Raw genomic sequence first — 16,719 nt, 5'->3', positions numbered from 1 at the left:
ACCCGGAAAACAATCGCAAGGGAGCTGGCGTTGTCCACTGTCATCGAACAGCCTGTCCAGGCACGGATCATCGCGTCGGCCCCGCCGTCCCGGACCGTCCCCGCACACCTCCGGTACGAGCGCACCGACCCGTTCGCCGTACGCATCGCCTTCCCCGCGACGGCCTCGCTGGACGGCGCGGAGGTCGAATGGGCCTTCGCCCGCGACCTGCTGGCCCGCGGGCTGCTGCGCTCTGCGGGCGGCGGCGACGTACGGGTGTGGCCCTGCGGCCCGCACCGCACGGTGCTGGAGTTCCACGCGCGGGAAGGCGTGGCCATGGTGCAGATCGACACCCCCGAGCTGCGCGCCTTCCTGGCGCGTTCGTACGCGCTGGTGCCCGCGGGCGGCGAGGGCGGGCAGCTCGACGTGGACAGCGACCTGGCCGCGCTGCTGCGACAGGCCTGAGGGACGCCTCCCGCTAAGGGAGGTAGGCCAGCCACTCGGTGCCCGGCAAGGGGTGGGGGCGCCAATCGCGCGCGTAGGACGGCAGATAGGGGTCCTTGGTGTCGAACAGAAGCGCCGTCGGGATACGGGAGGCCCTGCGGACGATGTCGGCAGCCGTGTGCGAGCGGTTGTTGCCCGCGATCTGGGCGGAGGCGCAGCCGGCAGCGTAGGCCACCGGCTGTGCGCGCGGTCCCGTGACCAGGCACGGGGCCGTCAGCCCGAGCCGGCCGAGCTCCTGGGCGGCGCGGCGGTACCGCACCGTGGTGTCACGGGCGTCGGCGGTGTTGACGCGCAGCTCCCCGGCCTGCACGGCGAGATGGGCGGCCAGCACGGCGCCCAGCAGCGCGGACACCGCGAGCCGGGTACGGCCGGTACGGGCCGCGCCCGCCGCGTGCAGGGCCAGGCCGGCCACGGGCGGGGCCAGCAGCGCGTAGGCGGGGAGGAGGAAGCGCGGTGCGGAGTAGTCGAGCAGCAGCAGATAGGGCGCGGCGAGGGCCAGCGCGCAGGCCACCGGCAGGAGGGTGACGGCGGCGCGCCGGCCGCGGCGGCGGCCGGTCACCGCGAGGGCGCAGGCCGCCGCGGTGAGGGCGGGCAGCAGCAGCCACCACAGGGCGTGGGTGACGGAGGGGCCCGCGATGTGACAAGGACGGCACAGCTGGGGTCCGTTGAGGGCGCGGTAGGCGGCGCGCAGGCCGGCGCCCGGGTGCTCGCCCATGCCGCCTTCGGTGCCGCTGGAGACCGACAGCCGCCGGCCGACGCCGCCGAACCGCACGTACGCCTCGGCCACCCACTGGGCGCCGCCCGCCGCGAGGCCGCCGGTGACGGCTGCCACGGTGGCGGGCCGCCGCCAGTCCGGCACGCCCGCGCAGGCGATGAGCAGGGGCAGGGCGAGCCAGCCGGCGTCGGGAGCGCGCAGCAGCGCGGCGGCGGCCAGCGAGGCGGCCAGGCCCACGAGGGCACGGCGGCGCCGGGGGCCGTCGTCGCGGGCCCGCAGGAACCAGCCCACGGCGGCGAGGGAGGCCAGGGCGACCCAGAGGTTGGGCATGACCTCGGGGCCGCTGAGGACGGTGATCCACAGGCCGGCGAAGAGCAGTGCCGCGAGGGCGGCGCGGGCCCGGCCGAGCAGCGGCTCCCACACCGCGAACGCGGCGTACAGAGCCGCGGCGGACGCCAGCGCCAGCGTCACGCGCAGGGCGGTGACGGAGGGGGTGAGGGCGATGACGGGTGCGACGAGGACGGTGACGCCGCGCGAGCGGGGCGCGCTGAAGAAGGCGGCGGGCCGGCGCGGGTCCACCTGCGAGAGGTAGACGCTCTCGTCCCAGCCGAGGTCCATGTGGGCGACGGCGAAGCACAGTTGGAGGGCCGCGTAGGCGAGGGCGACGGCCGCGAGGAGGATGGTGCGGCGGAGCAGGGACGGTGCGCCTGTGGTGCCGGGGGCGGCTCCGGCACGCCGGTCGGTCGTGACCATGGCCCCTGTCTATCGCATCGCCGTGCCCCTACGGCGTCACCAGAACGCGCTCTCCCCCGCCCGCTCGGCGCGCACCCGGGAGGCGATGATCTCGGTGACGGCGGCGTCGCGGCCGGCCCAGCAGGCGGCGGCGACGGACTTCCCGGGCTCGAGGGCCTTGTACACCTCGAAGAAGTGCTGGATCTCCAGCCGGTCGAACTCGGGCAGATGTCTGAGGTCCCGGAGGTGCTCGTGACGGGGGTCGCCGGAGGGGACGCACAACACCTTGTCGTCCTCGCCCTGTTCGTCCCTCATCCGGAACATCCCGATGGCACGGCAGCGGATGACGATGCCGGGGAAGGTGGGGTCGCCCGCCAGCACGAGCGCGTCCAGCGGCTCTCCGTCGGCGCCGAGCGTCGCGTCGATGTAGCCGTAGTCGGCCGGGTAGCGGGTCGAGGTGAACAGCATGCGGTCGAGCCGGATGCGCCCCGAGTCATGGTCCATCTCGTATTTGTTGCGGCTGCCTTGCGGGATCTCCACGACGACGTCGAAGTCCACGGTGGCTCCTGGGGAGGGGGTCGGCCCGGATCACCATGGTGACGCGTGCCGCCCCGTGGGCGCCATGCCGCGTCGCCCGGGCCGTCGAGGACCGGCGACGGGCGCAGGCGCCCGCCCTTCAGCGGGACTTCGGGCCCGAACGGGTGGAAACCAGACACCGTCCGGGCTGCCGGGCTCCGGGCACCCGGGGTTCGCCTACGCCATCCGGTGTGGGGGCGCCTACCGCATCGGGACCGGGGGCGCTGAGCTCGTTGTTCCCGGCATCCGTCGCCCTGGTCGCATTTTGCAGCGTCAGCGTCACCACCCCGGCCGCGGCCACCGCCCCCGCCGCACCGGCCAGCAGACCGCCCGTCACGCCGAAGCGAAAGGCCTCGCCGAGCACCACGATGCCGACGGCGGCCGCCACCACCGGATTGACGACGGTGACGGTCGCCAGCGGGGCCGCCAGGCCCGCGCCCCGGTAGGAGGCTTGGGAGAGCAGCATGCCGGCCGAGGCGAACAGCGCGATGATGCCGACGCTCGGCAGCAGGGCGGCGACGTCCGCGTCATGGGAGGTCCAGTCCTCGGCCACGGCCTTGGTGAAGACCGAGCCCATCCCGAAGGCGGCACCGGCCGCCGTCGCCAGGACCACGCCGCGTACGACGGGCCGGCGCGTCCAGCGCGCGGCGAACGCGAGGAGGACCACGGCGGCCAGTACCCCGGCGGCGAGCGCCGGGCGTTGGGTGCCGTCGATGGACTCGGCGCTCGGCGGTCCCGTCAGGCTCAGCAGCCCCGCCAGGCCCGCCGTGGCGAGGAACGCGCCGCGCCAGCCGGCCGCTCCGACGGGCCGGTGGACGAACAGCGCGGCCATCGGCAGCGCGAAGACGATCGTCAGCGCGCCCAGTGGCTGAACGAGGCTCAGGGGCCCGTACGCCAGCGCCACGACATGCAGGCCGGCGCCCAGCGCGGTCATCGCGACCGCGGCCCACCACCCCGCGCGGCGCAGCGGGGCGTACGCGCCGCTGTCGCCCGTGGCGGCGACGCGCTCCTGCACGATGGCCGCCCCGGCGTAGCAGACGGCGGACACCAGGCACAGCAGCACCGATGCCACGAGCGCGCTCACGAGCCGCCTCTGTGCTCGGCTCCGCCCCCGTGTTCCCGCCCGGCTCTGTGCTCGGTCCCCTCGTGCTCCATGACCTCAACCATGCCTGCCGCGGGGCCCTTCGTCGTCGTACTTGGGTACGGGCTTTTCCGTACTCCCGATGGAGTACGGGTAGGCGGCACGGATGAGTGCCGCGTGATTGGCGACACCCGTCAGGCGCACCCGACTTTACCCGGCGCATTGTTCCACGACTTATCCGGATGATCCCGGACCGCTTTTATGCGTATGGCGTCTACGCATTGGTCGACGCCTCCCGGGAAATCCACCGCGGGAATGAGGGTGACCTGAAATACCATTGTGTAGGGCCTACGTACAGGAAAACGCTATGTAGGCTCAAACGGGGAATACATGCACGTTTACGGGGGGAAGCTTCAATGTCCGGCAGCTCGCGAGTTTGGCATGTGCACGCGCTCGATAAATTCGAACAGGACACCCGTCGGGTCACCGTCATAGGCGCCGGGATTTCCGGCCTCGTGACGGCGTACGAGCTGGAGCGGCTCGGCTACCGGGTCGAGATCCTCGAAGGCAACACCCGTATCGGCGGGCGCATCCACACCCACCGGTTCGGCGACACCCCGGGCGCACCGTCCGTCGAACTCGGCGCCATGCGCATTCCGACCCACCACCACAACACCCTGGAATACATCAGGATGATGGGCCTCGAAGGCAAACTCCGCGCCTTCACCACGCTGATGTCGGAGGAGAACGCATTCCTCCAGACGGCCGCCGGCTTCATTCGCATCCGGGACGCGGCCGGGCCGCTGCGCGAGAACTTCCGGCGCGAGCTGGAGCGGCACCTGCCCGGCCACCGGTACGACCACGGCACCATCGTCTTCGGGGCGTGGCTGACGGCCATTGTCGACGCCATCGCACCGCCGGACCTGCGCGAGGCGCTCCGCGAGGACCTGCGCCGCCAACTGCTCGACCTGGTGGCGCGCGTCGACCTGACCCGGCATCTTCGCGGGCGGGGACGCGACCGGGTGGACCTGCACTCGCTGTTCTCCGCCCACCCGGGCATCCGGGCCGGCTGCAGCGGCAGGCTCAACAGCTTCCTCGACGACATCCTCGCCGAGACCAGCCCCGACCTGCTGCGGCTCGACGGCGGCATGGACCAGCTGACGGACCGCCTGGCCGCGCGGATCCGCGGGCCCATCATCCCCGGCCGCCGGGTCACAGGGATCGACGTGCGGGGCGACCACGTCCTGGTCCACGTCCGGGCCGGTTCCCGCACGGTCGTCAGGCGCTCGGACTTCGTCGTCAGCACCGTCCCCTTCCCCGCCATGCGCCGCATGCGCCTCAGCGGCCTGGACGAGGACAAGCTGGCCGTCCTGCGGGACGTCGTCTACTGCCCGGCCACCAAGGTGGCCTTCCACTGCCGGGAGCCGTTCTGGCGGCAGGGCGGCATCCAGGGCGGCGCCTCCTTCACCGGCGGGCGCATCCGGCAGACGTACTACCCGCCCGTGGACGGCGATCCGGGCCGGGGGGCCACCCTGCTGGCCAGCTACACGATCGGCGACGAGGCGGCCCGGCTGGGAAGGATGTCGGCCCGCCGCCGCCACCGCGTCGTCCTGGAGGAGCTCAGCGTCGTCCATCCCGAGCTGATGACGCCCGGCATGGTGCTCGACGCGGTGAGCGTGGCCTGGGGGGACCACCCCTGGAGCGGGGGCGGTTGCGCCACGCGCTGGGGCAAGAGCCCCGCCGAGTGCGAGGAGGAGCGCCTGCGGGCCGCCCGCCCGGTCAACCGGCTCTTCTTCGCCGGCGAGCACTGCTCCACGGCGCCCGCCTGGATCGAGGGAGCGATCGAGTCCGCCCTGCGGGCCGTCGAGGACGTCGAGCGCTACCGGCCGGCCCACCGCCCCACCGCCGTCACCGGGCGGCCCAACCCCGCGGGAGCCCTGTGATGAGCGTCTTCGACCTGCCGCGACTGCACTTCGCCGGCACCGCCACCACGAAGCTGCCGACCGGCCCGCGCAGCGGGCTGGCCGACCTGGCCACCAACCGGGCCCTGACCGACGACGGGCCCTTCCCCGCCGACCGGCCGGCCGCCGAGTACCACGCCTACCTGCAACGGCGCGGCCCGCACTTCGACGCGTCGGGCCGGCCCTGCCCCGACGGGGAGTTCAGCCTCGCCAAGGGCTGGAACTTCGACGGCAACGGGCACTTCCTGATAGACGCCCGGATCGTGTCGGCGGAGGTCGCCGACGGGCCGCCGGACACCACCGACCCGGTCGTCGGCCGCGGCGTCGATGTCTGGGGCCACTACAACGACTACCTGCGCACCACCGTCAACCGCGCCCGGGTCTTCGACCTCGACCCCGCCTCCCGGTGGACCACGGCCCTGATGATCGGCCAGTTCGGCTTCGGCCGCCTGGGGCGCTCGCACGACGACGGCTATATGCTCACCGGCCCCGTCCACGGCTTCCAGCCGCCGCGCTGGGTGGACTTCGGGCACATCCTCGACGTGGGCGAGCACGTCCTGGCACCCCACCTGCGCTACAGCGCCGTCCACCAGTTCGTGGTCACGGGCCGCGACGCCCCGGACGGCGCCGACGACACCGGACCAGGGCCGCGGTGGCTGCCGGACGCCCGGCTCTCCCCGGCCGTCGACGCGCTGCGCGCGGCTCTGGAGGAGGCGGACGGCCTGGTGGTGCGGTTCGCGCTGGACAACATGGCCTCCCCCCTCGTCCCCGACACGCCCAGCCACTGGCGGGTGCGCGGGACGATCGCCCCCTGGTACGCGCACGAACTGCGCACGTATCCGGCCGGCCGGCTGCTCGCCCCCCGTCCGGGGGCGGGCGGCGGGGGGCTGCACCACCTCACGGTCCACCTCGCCCGGGGGCGGGCCGGACTCGACATGATCACCGCGGTGCCGGTCACCTGCCGGGCCCGCCAGGCGGGCCCCGGCCCCCTGCACCGGCTCGGCCCGCCGCTGGACGCCGGCGACCTCGAGCTGCGGACGGCCGGCACGGACCGGCTCGTGGCGCGCGTACCGGCCGCCTCGTACACCGGGGACACCGACAGCACCGCGGGCCTGGTCACCGTGGACGCCGAACCCGGCTGGGAGGCCGCCGCCGACGAGGCCCTGTGCCTGACCGGCACGTCACCCGACGGGCGGCGGACGACGCTGCTCACCGAGCGGGAGGTCAACGTCCAGAGCGACGAGGCCCTGGTGGTGGTGCACCACCGCGACCGCGCCCGGCACCGCGACCACGCGGTGGAGGTACCGCTGCGGTCCTACGTGCGCGGCCGCCCGGCGAGCGCCGGGCCCGTGCGCGTACGGCAGTACTTCAACCCCCGCGCCCTGCCCGGCGACGCCGTCGCCGGGAGCCCCGGGGCACGCCGCGGCGACGCGGTCGTGCTGGAGATGCGCGGCGGTGCGGACGCCTACGCCGAGGAATGCGTCGTCGAGACCGACGAGCACGGGCACGGCCTGCTCACCCTGCGCGGCGAACGGGCGGGCACCTGCCGGGTCCTGCTCTCCACCGGCCCCGCCGACCTGCCGGCCCCCGCCGACCCCGGCGGGCCGGGCTCCGCCTGGACGGCGTACGACGACGAGGACGCGCTCGGCTACTGGGCGGGCGCCGGCTCCCTGGCCGTTCGCGTCCTGCCCGACGACTGGCACCTGGACGACATCCCCCGCGACAGCGTCGACTTCGAGCTGCTGCACCGGGAGATCTTCGCCTACTACGAGCACGTCTCCTCCTTCATGCGCTCGGAGGTCTTCAGCCTCGCCGACCGCTGCAAGGTCGAGACGTACGCGGAGCTGGTGTGGCAGATGTGCGACCCGCGCAACAAGGCGAAGACGTACTACATGCCGCCCACCCGCGACCTGTCCGACCCCAAGGCCCGTCTGCTGCTGGCGTACCTGCGCAACCAGCAGGCCCGGGTGCGCCCGCCGCTGACCGTCCCCGCCGTGCTCGGCCGGGGCCCGGCCATCGCCACCCGCGGCGAACTGTGGACCGTGCTGAAGCAGGCGGCCACCCTGGAGCTGGCCGTGATGCTGCAGTACCTGTACGCGGCGTTCTCGGTGCCCACCCACGGCGCCGGCCGGGAGTACGTACGGCGGGGGCAATGGACGGCCGAGCAGCTCGAACTGGCCTGCGGGCAGGGCGGGGCGACGCTGGACGACGGGATCCGCGGCGGCCTGCTGAACGTGGCCCGCGAAGAGATGATCCACTTCCTGCTGGTCAACAACATCATCATGGCGATGGGCGAGCCCTTCCACGTGCCGCTCATCGACTTCGCGACGATCAACAGCGAGCTGCCGGTGCCGCTGGACTTCGCCCTGGAGGGGCTGAGCGTCGGCAGCGTGCAGCGCTACATCGCCATCGAACAGCCGGCGGGCCTGACCCCCGAGGTCCGGCGGGAGGGCGGCACCGGCCCGGACGCCGTCCGCCCGCTGGGTTTCACCTGGGGCTCGGTGAGCGAGCTGTACGCGGGCATCCGCGAAGGGCTCCAGCGCGTCCCGGACCTGTTCCTGGTGGAGAAGGGGCGCGGCGGCGGGGAACACCACGTGTTCATGCGCGAGTCGGTCAACACCGTTCACCCGGACTACCAGCTGGAGGTCGACGACCTCTCCAGCGCGCTGTTCGCCGTCGACTTCATCAGCGAACAGGGCGAGGGCGGCGTCCTGGGCTCCGCCGCGCCCTCGGACACCTCCCACTTCCACAGCTTCCTGCGGATCGGCGAGGTGCTGACCAGCGAGCGCGTCGCCGGTCCGCACGGCCGGCTGGTGCCCTGGAACCCCGCCTACCCGGTGCTGCGCAACCCGACGCTGGGGGCGGGCGACGCGGCCAAGGACCAGATCACCGACCCCGAGGCCCGCACGGTGGCCCGGCTCTTCAACCGCTCGTACCACCTGATGCTGCACCTGATGGCGCAGCACTTCGGGGAGAGCCCCGACGGCAGCCTGCGCCGCTCGAAGCTGATGAACGCCTCCATCGACGTGATGACCGGTGTGATGCGCCCGCTGGCGGAGCTGCTCGTCACGATGGAGTCGGGGCGGCGCGGCCGCACGGCCGGCCCCACCTTCGAACTGGACGCCGCTCCGGCGTTCACCCCCCGGCCCGACGTGGCGCGGCGCTCGCTCGCGCTGCGCTTCGAGCACGTGGCGGCCACGGCCGGGAAGTGCGGGCCGGTGCCCGCCCAGGTCGCCGACATGATGGCCTTCTACGCCGACTTCTTCCGCCGGAGTGGGGAACAGCCATGAGGAACTACGACACCGAGGTACTCATCGTGGGCGCGGGCCCCGTCGGCATGGCGCTGGCCCTGGACCTGAGGCAGCGGGGCGTCGACTTCATCGAGGTCGAGGCCTCGGACGGCACGATCGCCCACCCGAAGGTCGGCACGGTCGGCCCGCGGTCGATGGAGCTCTTCCGCCGCTGGGGCGTCGCCGGCCGGATCCGGACCGCCGGCTGGCCCGGCGACCACCCGCTGGACATCGCCTGGGTCACGGCGGTCGGCGACCACGAGATCCACCGCCTGGACTTCGGCACGGCCGACAGCCGCCCGGAGCTCCCCTACACCCCCGAGCCCGAGCATCCGTGCCCGCAGCACTGGCTGGCACCCCTGCTCGCCCGGGAGGTGGGCGTCCACCCGGACGGCCCGCTGCGCCTGCGGTGCCGGCTGGACGGCTTCACCCAGGACCCCGAGGGGGTCAGCGCCACACTGACGGACCTGGCGGACGGCGGGACGACCCTGACGGTGCGGGCCCGCTACCTGGTGGCCTGCGACGGCGCCGCCTCGCCCGTACGCAAGGCGGCCGGCATCGAGGCGCCGCGCCGCCACGCCACCCGCGTCTTCCGCAACATCCTCTTCCGCGCCCCCCGGCTGCGCGGGCAACTGGGCGAGCGCAACGCCCTGGTGTACTTCCTCACCCGGCCGCCGGCGCTGCGCTTCCCGCTGCGGTCGATGGACGGGCAGGGGCTGTACCGGCTGACGGTGGGGGTGCGGGAGGGGGAGCCCGCCGCGCACGGGGACGCCCTGACCATGGTGCGGGCGGCCATCGCGCCCGAGACGCCCGTGCAGATCCTCTCCGAGAACGTCTGGTACCTGACCCATCGCGTCGCCGAGCGCTTCCGCGACGGCCGGGTGCTGCTCGCGGGCGACGCCGCGCACACCCTGTCGCCGTCCGGGGGGTTCGGCATGAACACCGGCATCGCCGACGCCGCCGACCTCGGCTGGAAGCTCGCCGGCGAACTGGCCGGATGGGCGGGGCCGGGGCTGCTCGACGCGTACGCCACCGAGCGCCGCCCGGTGGCCGAGCGCAGCCTGGAGGAGGCCAACGTCCATCTGATGCGCACGATGCGCCGGGAGCTGCCCGGGGAGATCCTCCTGGACTCGGCCGAGGGCGCCAGGGCCAGGGCCGAGCTGTCGGCCGGGATGGAGCGGGGCGGGGTGCGCGAGGAATTCGACTCCCCCGACGTGCACTTCGGCTTCCGCTACACCTCACCGCTGATCGCCGGCGGCGACGAAGGTGAGGGCGAGGGCGACTGGCGTACGAAGGCCGTCCCGGGGGCGCGGGCGCCGCACACGTGGCTCGGCGAGGGCGCCTCCACCCTCGACCTGTTCGGCCGCGCCTTCGTGTTGCTGTGCTTCACCGAGGCGCACGGCACGGAGGCGGCGGAGAAGGCGGCGCAGGACGCCTTCGCGCGGCGGCGCGTGCCCCTGGAGACGGTCCGGCTGGAGGCGCACCGCGCGGTGGCGGAGCTCTACGGCAGCCCGTACGTGCTCGTACGCCCGGACGGCCACGTCGCCTGGTGCGGCGCCCGGCTGCCCGCGGAGCCCGGTGCGTGGGCGGACAGGATGCGGGGCGCGTGATGGGCGGCGAGAACACGACGGGCCTGCCCCCGTTCCGTACGGCGGACGTCGACCTGTCCGATCCGTACCCGCTCTACCGGCGATACCGGGAGGGGGACCCGGTCCATCTGTCGGAGGGAGCCTGGTACTTCTTCCGCCACGACGACGTGGCGCGCGTGCTGACCAACCGGCTCTACGGCCGCGGCGCGCCGCCCGCCCGGCTGCCCGAGGAATGCCCCCATCTGCGACGGACCACGGCCAACTGGATGGTCTTCATGGACCCTCCGCGGCACACGCGGGTCCGCGCGCTGGTGGCGAAGGCCTTCACGCCGCGGATCGTGGAAGGTCTGCGTCCGCGCATCCGGCGGCTGGCGGCCGACCTGGTCACCGACCTGGCCCGGCAGCCCGCCGCCGACCTGGTCGACGCCTTCGCCGCGCCCCTGCCCATCCTGGTCATCAGCGAGCTGCTGGGCGTGCCCCGCGAGGACCGCCCCTGGTTCCGGGCGCAGGCCGTGGACCTGCAGCAGGCCACCAGCTCGCGCGTGGCCCGGCGGGCCGACGGGTTCCAGGTGGCGGACGCGGCGGCGCGGGAGCTGGAGGCGTACTTCCGTGCCGAGCTGGCCCGTCGCAGGGCGGGGCGCAGCCCGAACGCGGCGGATCTGATCGCGGCCATGCTGCACGCGGAGGAGCAACTGCCGCTCGGGGACGAGGTACTGGTCGGCACGTGCATCCACCTCCTGACGGCGGGCCACGAGACGACGACGAACCTGATCGCCAAGGGCCTGCTCGCGCTGTTCGCCCACCCTGACCAGCTCGCCCTGGTGCGTACGCGGCCGGAGCTGATGCGGGAGGCGGTGGAGGAGCTCGTGCGGTACGACTCGCCCGTACAGATGATCAGCAGGTGGGCCGGCGAGGACGGGGAGGTCGGCGGGCGCCACATACCGAAGGGCGGCAAGGTCGTGCTGGTGCTGGGCTCGGCCAACCGGGACCCGGAGCACTTCGACGCCCCCGACCGCCTGGACATCCGCCGTGACGCCCGCCGGCACACCGGCTTCGGCATGGGCATCCACTACTGCGTCGGGGCCCCGCTGGCGCGCGCCGAGGCGGAGATCGGGCTGGGCGAGCTGCTGCGGCGCCTGCCCCGGCTCGCCCTGGCGGACGAACCGGTGCGGTGGGCGGACGACTTGGTCTTCCACGGCCCGTCGCGGCTGACGATACGGACGGGGGTCTGACGGGGGCCGTACGCACACCGCTGGCCCGACGCTAGCTGGCTCTTGCTAGCTCTTGCGGACGAACCACCGGTCCAGGTAGGCGTCCAGCGCCTGGTTATCGCCGGTCCGCACCCGCAGGCCGATGTGACCGTCGGGCCGGACGAGCAGCAACGAGCCGCGTGCCAGCGGGCCTTTGCCGCCGTCCTGGGGCGGCTGGACGCGGAACACCTCGGCGGGCACGGGGAAGCGGCCGACCGCGCGGCGCAGGTCCTCGGCGGCGTCGGGCGCCGGCTTGCGGCCGGCGACCTCCAGCAGGGTCCAGCGGCCGTAGGAGAGCAGGTCGTGCAGCCTGCGCTGCCGGCCGCCGTGGGTGACGGGCACGTCGGGCAGCCGGTCGCCGGCGCACAGGGTGCCCCGGCCGGCGCGCCCGGCCCCGTCGGTGGACAGGACGCTCTCGCGCAGGTTCCGGGCGAGCTCGCTGAGGATGGCGCGGCCTCGCCGGTGGATACGGTCGCTGGAGAGCAGCGCGGGCCCCAGCACGCGCATCGCCGCCAGCGTGAGGACGGAGGGCGGCAGTTCCATCACGTTGCGGCGCATCTGCCGCATCACTTCCTGTGCGGTGCCGCGCTGTTCGCGGGAGTAGGTGTCGAGCAGGGAGTCGGCGGCCCAGCCGTGGTGCACGGCGGCGAGCTTCCACCCGAGGTTGTGCGCGCCCCGGAGCCCGGTGTTGAGGCCGCGGCCCCCGATCGGGGCCCACATGTGGGCGCTGTCCCCCGCGAGCATGGCCGGTCCCTTGCGCAGGGAGGCGGCGACCCGGTCGTGGAAGCGGGCCCGGTTGTACCAGGGCGGGACCGTCGGCACCAGGCGGGTGGCGGGGTCGTGCGCGGCCCTGGCGACCAGGTCGCGCATCTCCTCGACGTCCGGCGGGGCCACGCGCTGGGGGTCGGGGTCGTCGAGGAAGCTGAAGAAGCGGTAGCCGCCGCCCGGGCGCGGGGAGGCGATGAGGCACACGCGGTGCTCAAGGAAGAAGTAGGTGGTGTCGGGGGCGCACGGGAACTTCCAGTCGGCCTTGGCGTTGATCTGCACGGCCTGCAGATCCACCCGGCGTTCGCCCTCGAACGGCACGTCCATCGTCTTGCGCACGAGGCTGTGGGCGCCCTCGCAGCCCACGACCCAGCGGCAGCCGATGGTCTGCAACCGGTCGCCGGCGTCGCGCACGTCGACCTCGGCGCCGTCCACGCCCATCCGCAGGGCCACCGCCTCGGTGCCCCAGCGCACCTCGGTCTCCAGCTCGCCGAGCCGCTCCACCAACAGCCGCTCGATGGCGATCTGTTCGATGGCCAGCGGCTGGGGGAAGGCGGTGCCGGGGACCTGGGTCTCGTGGCCGCCGACGCGGCGCCCCCGGACGTACACCTCGGCCTGACACAGGCTCAGCCCCTCGCCCAGGAACCGGTCCGCGCAGCCGAGGTCGCGCAGGATCTCCAGGGCCCGCTGCCAGATGACGCTGGCCCGCACCTCCCGCTTGGTACTCGGTTCCTTCTCGAGGACGACCACGTCCAGGCCGTACTGGCGCAGCGCGATGGCCAGCGCGAGGCCCGTGGGGCCCGCCCCCACGACCACGACGTCCCGGCAGAAGTCACTCATCCAGGTCTCCCCCGTGCGGAACGGCGGTGGCCCGACCGACGTGGCCACCGTCCCCTTCATTGCTCTTCGACGCTCACATGGTCCGGGATGAAGGGGCGGGGGTTCAATGGGGCCTATTGCAGGATATTAGCCCTTTCGTACGAACCACCGGTGTATGTACGCCTCCAGCTCCTCCACGCGGTCGGTACTCAGTCCGATGTGCCGGTCGGGGCGCACCAGCACCAGCGCCCGGCCGGGCAGGCGCCGCTCCCCCTCGCCCGGGTCCAGCCGCGGCCGGAAGACCTCGACGGGCAGCGCGCAGGCGCCGGTCACCGCCCGCAGCCGGTCGTCGTCCACGCCGCGCCCCCGCGCGCCGGGGGCGACCAGCAGCGTCCAACGGCCGTAGGAGAGCAGGTCGTGCAGGCGGCAGCGACGCCCGTCCACCGTGACGGGCCCGTCCGGCAGCCGGTCCCCGGCCCCCGTCCCTCGCGACAGGGCGCTCTCCTGGTGATGCATCGACAGGTCGCTGAGCATCGTGCGTATTCTCTGCGAGAACCACCGGCTGCGTGTCAGGCGCGGCCCGAGGACGCGCATCCCCAGGAGGGTCGCCGCGGTGGGCGGCAGCTCCAGCACGTTGTGCCGCATCTCCCCCATCACCTTGCGTGCCGTGAGCCGCTGTTCGGTGGCGTAGGTGTCGAGCAGGGCGTACGGGTCGGCCGCCCAGCTGTTCAGCGCCGTCGCCAGCTTCCAGGCGAGGTTGTGGGCGCCGCGCAGCCCGGTGTTGAGCCCGTGCCCACCGATGGGCGCCCACAGATGCGCGCTGTCACCGGCCAGCAGCGCCCGCCCCTGGCGCAGCGAACCGGCGATCCGGTCCTGGAAACGGGCCCGGTTGGCCCAGCCGGGCTCGGTGGGCACCAGGCGGACGCCGGGGTCGTGGGCGGCGTCGGCGACCAGGTCCCGCATCTCCTCCACGCCGGGCGGCTGCTCGACGGAGGGGTCCGGGTCGGTGCGGAAGCAGAAGAACCGGTGCCCGCCGCCGGGCCGGGGGGACACCCCCAGTGAGACGCCGCGCTCGAGGAAGAAATAGGTGAGGTCGGGGGCGTAGGGGTGTTTCCACTGGGCCACGGCGTTCAGCTGCAGGCACTGCAGATTCGGCCGCCGCTCGCCCTCGAAGGGGATGCCGAGCTCCTTGCGGACCACGCTGCGCGCCCCCTCGCACCCGACCACCCAGGCACACCGCACGGTCCGCGTGCTTCCGTCCGCGCAGCGCAGATCGACCTCGGCCCCGTCCTGGCCCGCCCGCACCGCCACGGCCTCCGTGGACCACTCCACCTCGCCGCCCACCGCCGCGAGCCGCTGCCCGAGCAGCCGCTCCACGGCGTCCTGCTCGATCGACACCGGATGCGGAAACGCCGTTCCCCCGCATCCGAAGGTCATCCCCCCGACCCGCCGCCCCTCGGCGATCACCTCCACCCGCCGCAGCCGCAGCCCCTCCTCGAGCACCTCCGCGGCACACCCGAGATCGCCCAGCACCTCCAGCGCCCGCTGCCACACGATCCCGGCCCGAGCCTCCCGCTTCCCCCGGTCCGCCTTCTCCACCAAGGCGACGTCCACCCCGTACTGACGCAACCCGATGGCCAGAGCCAGCCCCGTGGGCCCGGCCCCGATGACCACGACGTCGCGGTAGTCGTTCATTGGCGTCTCCCCCCTACCCCGCGGCGGACGGCACCGCCGCCTGTGCCCTCATCGTGTGGCACGGCAAGACCGGGACTCAATGGGGCAATGCGGAAGAGATGACTCGGGGAGGGACGGGGCGGGGCGGTAGGGGCGCCGGAAACGCCGGGGAAAGCGCGTCCGGCGCGGGGCTGGTCGAGTTTCGACGATGGCAACAACGCACCACCGCCGCGGCCCTACTGGCGTCTGCGGACAGCTCACCGATACGTCTTCGGCGGACTCGCCTTCCACGCTCGATCGAGGGAATCGTCCCAAGTGCCGTCCCGGTCGAAACTGGCCGCGCGGCAGCCACGGGACATGGGCGCCGCAGCGCTGTGGCGCCAGGGAGCGTCCCCGATCCGGGCTATAGCGTGGCCGCAGTACCGACAGACTGTGTACCCCGTCAACTCATCAGCCAGACGTTCGAATTGCGCTGTGCGGTCTGCCACCTCCTCTTTGATGCCCCGCAGCACCTCCTCAGCGCTCGAAACCCCGGTCGAACCGATGATGTCGCGCACGAGTGCCGCCGCCTCGATCGCGATGTCGGCCCGCCGTGCGGCATCGACCAGGCTCCGCGCGCCACCATTGTCAGGCGACTTGCGCACCGTCCGTTCCGCCAATTCAACCGACGGACGGCTCGGCACCGCCGGCCGGTCATCGCCGGCCTCGTGCTCCACAGCCCAGCCTCTCAGGCGTCTGCGAGCCACTTCGAAAGCCCATGCCTCGGTGGATGCCTTCTTGGCGACGTTAAAGTGAGTGCTGGTCGCCGCGTCCATCACCGTGTGGAACTCTGCCATCAGTGATCCCCAGTGGTCGCCGCCCGCGAAGTCTTCCGGGCACCAGCCGTAGTGACGCACAAGTTCGTCACGGACCCGATCGAAATGACGCAGGCTCTTCCGCACTGACCCAGACGTCTCGATGTGAAGGCCGACGCGTTCCGCCTTCGCCAGCGTTTCAGGCTCCACACCCTCCCACTTCATATGGCCGTCGCGTTCACAGGCGTAGTCGACCCAGGACCAGAACGCCTCGGCGTCCGCGACATCGGGCGCCTCACGGTGGTGGCGCGGGCAGAGGAGGGCGAAGTTGCGCACATCGTTGGAACCGCCGAGCGACTCCGGAACCACATGGGCTCTCTCCACCGGCGCCTGCCAGCAGATCAGGCAGATGGGCTCATCGAGACCGAGATAGTCGGCGATGGCCCGGACCGGGGGTCTGGACCGGCGCCGGTCGGGGTGACTGTCCCGATTGCGTACGGGCAGCTCGCGGTGGTCGTAGGCGTGTCCACGGCCGGGGTCCCGTATGTTCAGGACATCAGGGATGTCCTCACATTGCGGCTCGGGGTTCCTCGCCTGGTAGAGCGGTGTGTTGATCTCCGTGAGATACGGACCGAGGAATCCCCGCAGGAAATCATGAATGATCTCTAAGGCGTCCTCGTCGTAGTCGCCGGCGGCGTTGCGGTGCCCCTGAATGTCGAGGTAGAGGTGGCGCGGAGCGCCGGGGCTCGTCGCCGCGGCTTTCTTGAGGATCGAGAAGAGGCGGGTGGCGCACTTGGTGAAGTCCTCTTCGACCCGCATGTCGTGATACAGCGCGACGCCCTTCGGCTCCGCATCGGCGCCCGACCCCTCAGGAGGGGCTGCGCTGTGCGTGGCCTCGGGGCGGGCTGAGCACTGAGCCGTCATCGGCTTCTGTGGGTTGTCGTTCATGCACGCACAGTAGGTGCCGCCACTGACACTGGCGTCCGCGGC

At 73.1% G+C, this 16,719-nt stretch carries 11 protein-coding genes; 5 read left to right on the top strand and 6 right to left on the bottom strand.

Going from position 1 to position 16,719, the window contains the following annotated elements; genetic code table 11:
• Nucleotides 1-30: 30 nt before the first annotated feature.
• Entirely contained in the window at nucleotides 31-444 is a 414-nt protein-coding gene (locus ABZ956_RS13125; RefSeq protein WP_361891381.1) for an SsgA family sporulation/cell division regulator, read from the top strand.
• A 13-nt stretch (nucleotides 445-457) separates the two neighbouring features.
• On the opposite strand, the gene ABZ956_RS13120 is transcribed toward ABZ956_RS13125, so the two are convergent.
• The 3 genes from ABZ956_RS13120 to ABZ956_RS13110 all read right to left on the bottom strand — a co-directional run bounded on the left by ABZ956_RS13120 (nucleotide 458) and on the right by ABZ956_RS13110 (nucleotide 3,590).
• On the bottom strand, nucleotides 458-1,951 hold the full coding sequence (locus tag ABZ956_RS13120) for a hypothetical protein (protein ID WP_361891378.1): 1,494 nt from the start codon (nucleotides 1,949-1,951) through the stop codon (nucleotides 458-460).
• 36 nt (nucleotides 1,952-1,987) lie between these two features.
• Nucleotides 1,988-2,488: an inorganic diphosphatase gene (locus tag ABZ956_RS13115; RefSeq protein WP_361891376.1), complete on the bottom strand. Its 501-nt coding sequence runs from the start codon at nucleotides 2,486-2,488 to the stop codon at nucleotides 1,988-1,990.
• 118 nt (nucleotides 2,489-2,606) lie between these two features.
• Nucleotides 2,607-3,590: a DMT family transporter gene (locus ABZ956_RS13110; RefSeq protein ID WP_361891373.1), complete on the bottom strand. Its 984-nt coding sequence runs from the start codon at nucleotides 3,588-3,590 to the stop codon at nucleotides 2,607-2,609.
• Between the two features lie 440 nt (nucleotides 3,591-4,030).
• On the opposite strand from ABZ956_RS13110, the gene ABZ956_RS13105 reads away from it, so the two are divergent.
• From ABZ956_RS13105 to ABZ956_RS13090, 4 genes are read left to right on the top strand one after another with little or no spacing between them, the layout of a single operon-like run.
• Nucleotides 4,031-5,530, top strand: coding sequence for an NAD(P)/FAD-dependent oxidoreductase (locus tag ABZ956_RS13105; protein ID WP_361891370.1), 1,500 nt, complete (start codon nucleotides 4,031-4,033; stop codon nucleotides 5,528-5,530).
• Nucleotides 5,530-8,838: a ferritin-like domain-containing protein gene (locus ABZ956_RS13100; RefSeq protein WP_361891367.1), complete on the top strand. Its 3,309-nt coding sequence runs from the start codon at nucleotides 5,530-5,532 to the stop codon at nucleotides 8,836-8,838. The genes ABZ956_RS13105 and ABZ956_RS13100 overlap by 1 nt, the downstream gene beginning before the upstream one ends.
• The gene (locus ABZ956_RS13095) at nucleotides 8,835-10,448 is read left to right on the top strand and encodes an FAD-dependent monooxygenase (RefSeq protein WP_361891364.1); all 1,614 of its coding nucleotides are present in this window, start codon (nucleotides 8,835-8,837) and stop codon (nucleotides 10,446-10,448) included. Before ABZ956_RS13100 ends, ABZ956_RS13095 begins: the two co-directional genes overlap by 4 nt.
• Nucleotides 10,421-11,659 (top strand): cytochrome P450, encoded by a 1,239-nt coding sequence (locus ABZ956_RS13090; RefSeq protein WP_361891361.1) that lies wholly within the window; start codon nucleotides 10,421-10,423, stop codon nucleotides 11,657-11,659. Before ABZ956_RS13095 ends, ABZ956_RS13090 begins: the two co-directional genes overlap by 28 nt.
• A 45-nt stretch (nucleotides 11,660-11,704) precedes the next feature.
• Here the strand turns inward: ABZ956_RS13090 and ABZ956_RS13085 are convergent, their stop codons facing one another.
• The 3 genes from ABZ956_RS13085 to ABZ956_RS13075 form a co-directional block, all read right to left on the bottom strand.
• Nucleotides 11,705-13,282, bottom strand: a complete 1,578-nt coding sequence (locus ABZ956_RS13085; protein ID WP_361891359.1) for an FAD-dependent oxidoreductase — start codon at nucleotides 13,280-13,282, stop codon at nucleotides 11,705-11,707.
• Nucleotides 13,283-13,408: 126 nt separating this feature from the next.
• On the bottom strand, nucleotides 13,409-14,956 hold the full coding sequence (locus tag ABZ956_RS13080; protein WP_361891356.1) for an FAD-dependent monooxygenase: 1,548 nt from the start codon (nucleotides 14,954-14,956) through the stop codon (nucleotides 13,409-13,411).
• A 236-nt stretch (nucleotides 14,957-15,192) separates the two neighbouring features.
• Nucleotides 15,193-16,677: an HNH endonuclease gene (locus ABZ956_RS13075; RefSeq protein ID WP_361891353.1), complete on the bottom strand. Its 1,485-nt coding sequence runs from the start codon at nucleotides 16,675-16,677 to the stop codon at nucleotides 15,193-15,195.
• Nucleotides 16,678-16,719: the final 42 nt, after the last annotated feature.

This window comes from Streptomyces sp. NPDC046261 (assembly GCF_040646235.1).
Taxonomy (GTDB): domain Bacteria; phylum Actinomycetota; class Actinomycetes; order Streptomycetales; family Streptomycetaceae; genus Streptomyces.
The sequence above is the reverse complement of the archived record's forward strand: the minus strand, read 5'-3'. Positions and strand labels throughout refer to the sequence as shown.

Excerpts from the sequence above, each read along its gene's own strand:
- ABZ956_RS13075 (WP_361891353.1), bottom strand. The coding sequence starts at position 16,677 with ATGAACGACAACCCACAGAAGCCGATGACGGCTCAGTGCTCAGCCCGC.
- ABZ956_RS13085 (WP_361891359.1), bottom strand. The coding sequence starts at position 13,282 with ATGAGTGACTTCTGCCGGGACGTCGTGGTCGTGGGGGCGGGCCCCACG.
- ABZ956_RS13100 (WP_361891367.1), top strand. The coding sequence starts at position 5,530 with ATGAGCGTCTTCGACCTGCCGCGACTGCACTTCGCCGGCACCGCCACC.
- ABZ956_RS13120 (WP_361891378.1), bottom strand. The coding sequence starts at position 1,951 with ATGGTCACGACCGACCGGCGTGCCGGAGCCGCCCCCGGCACCACAGGC.
- ABZ956_RS13095 (WP_361891364.1), top strand. The coding sequence starts at position 8,835 with ATGAGGAACTACGACACCGAGGTACTCATCGTGGGCGCGGGCCCCGTC.
- ABZ956_RS13080 (WP_361891356.1), bottom strand. The coding sequence starts at position 14,956 with ATGAACGACTACCGCGACGTCGTGGTCATCGGGGCCGGGCCCACGGGG.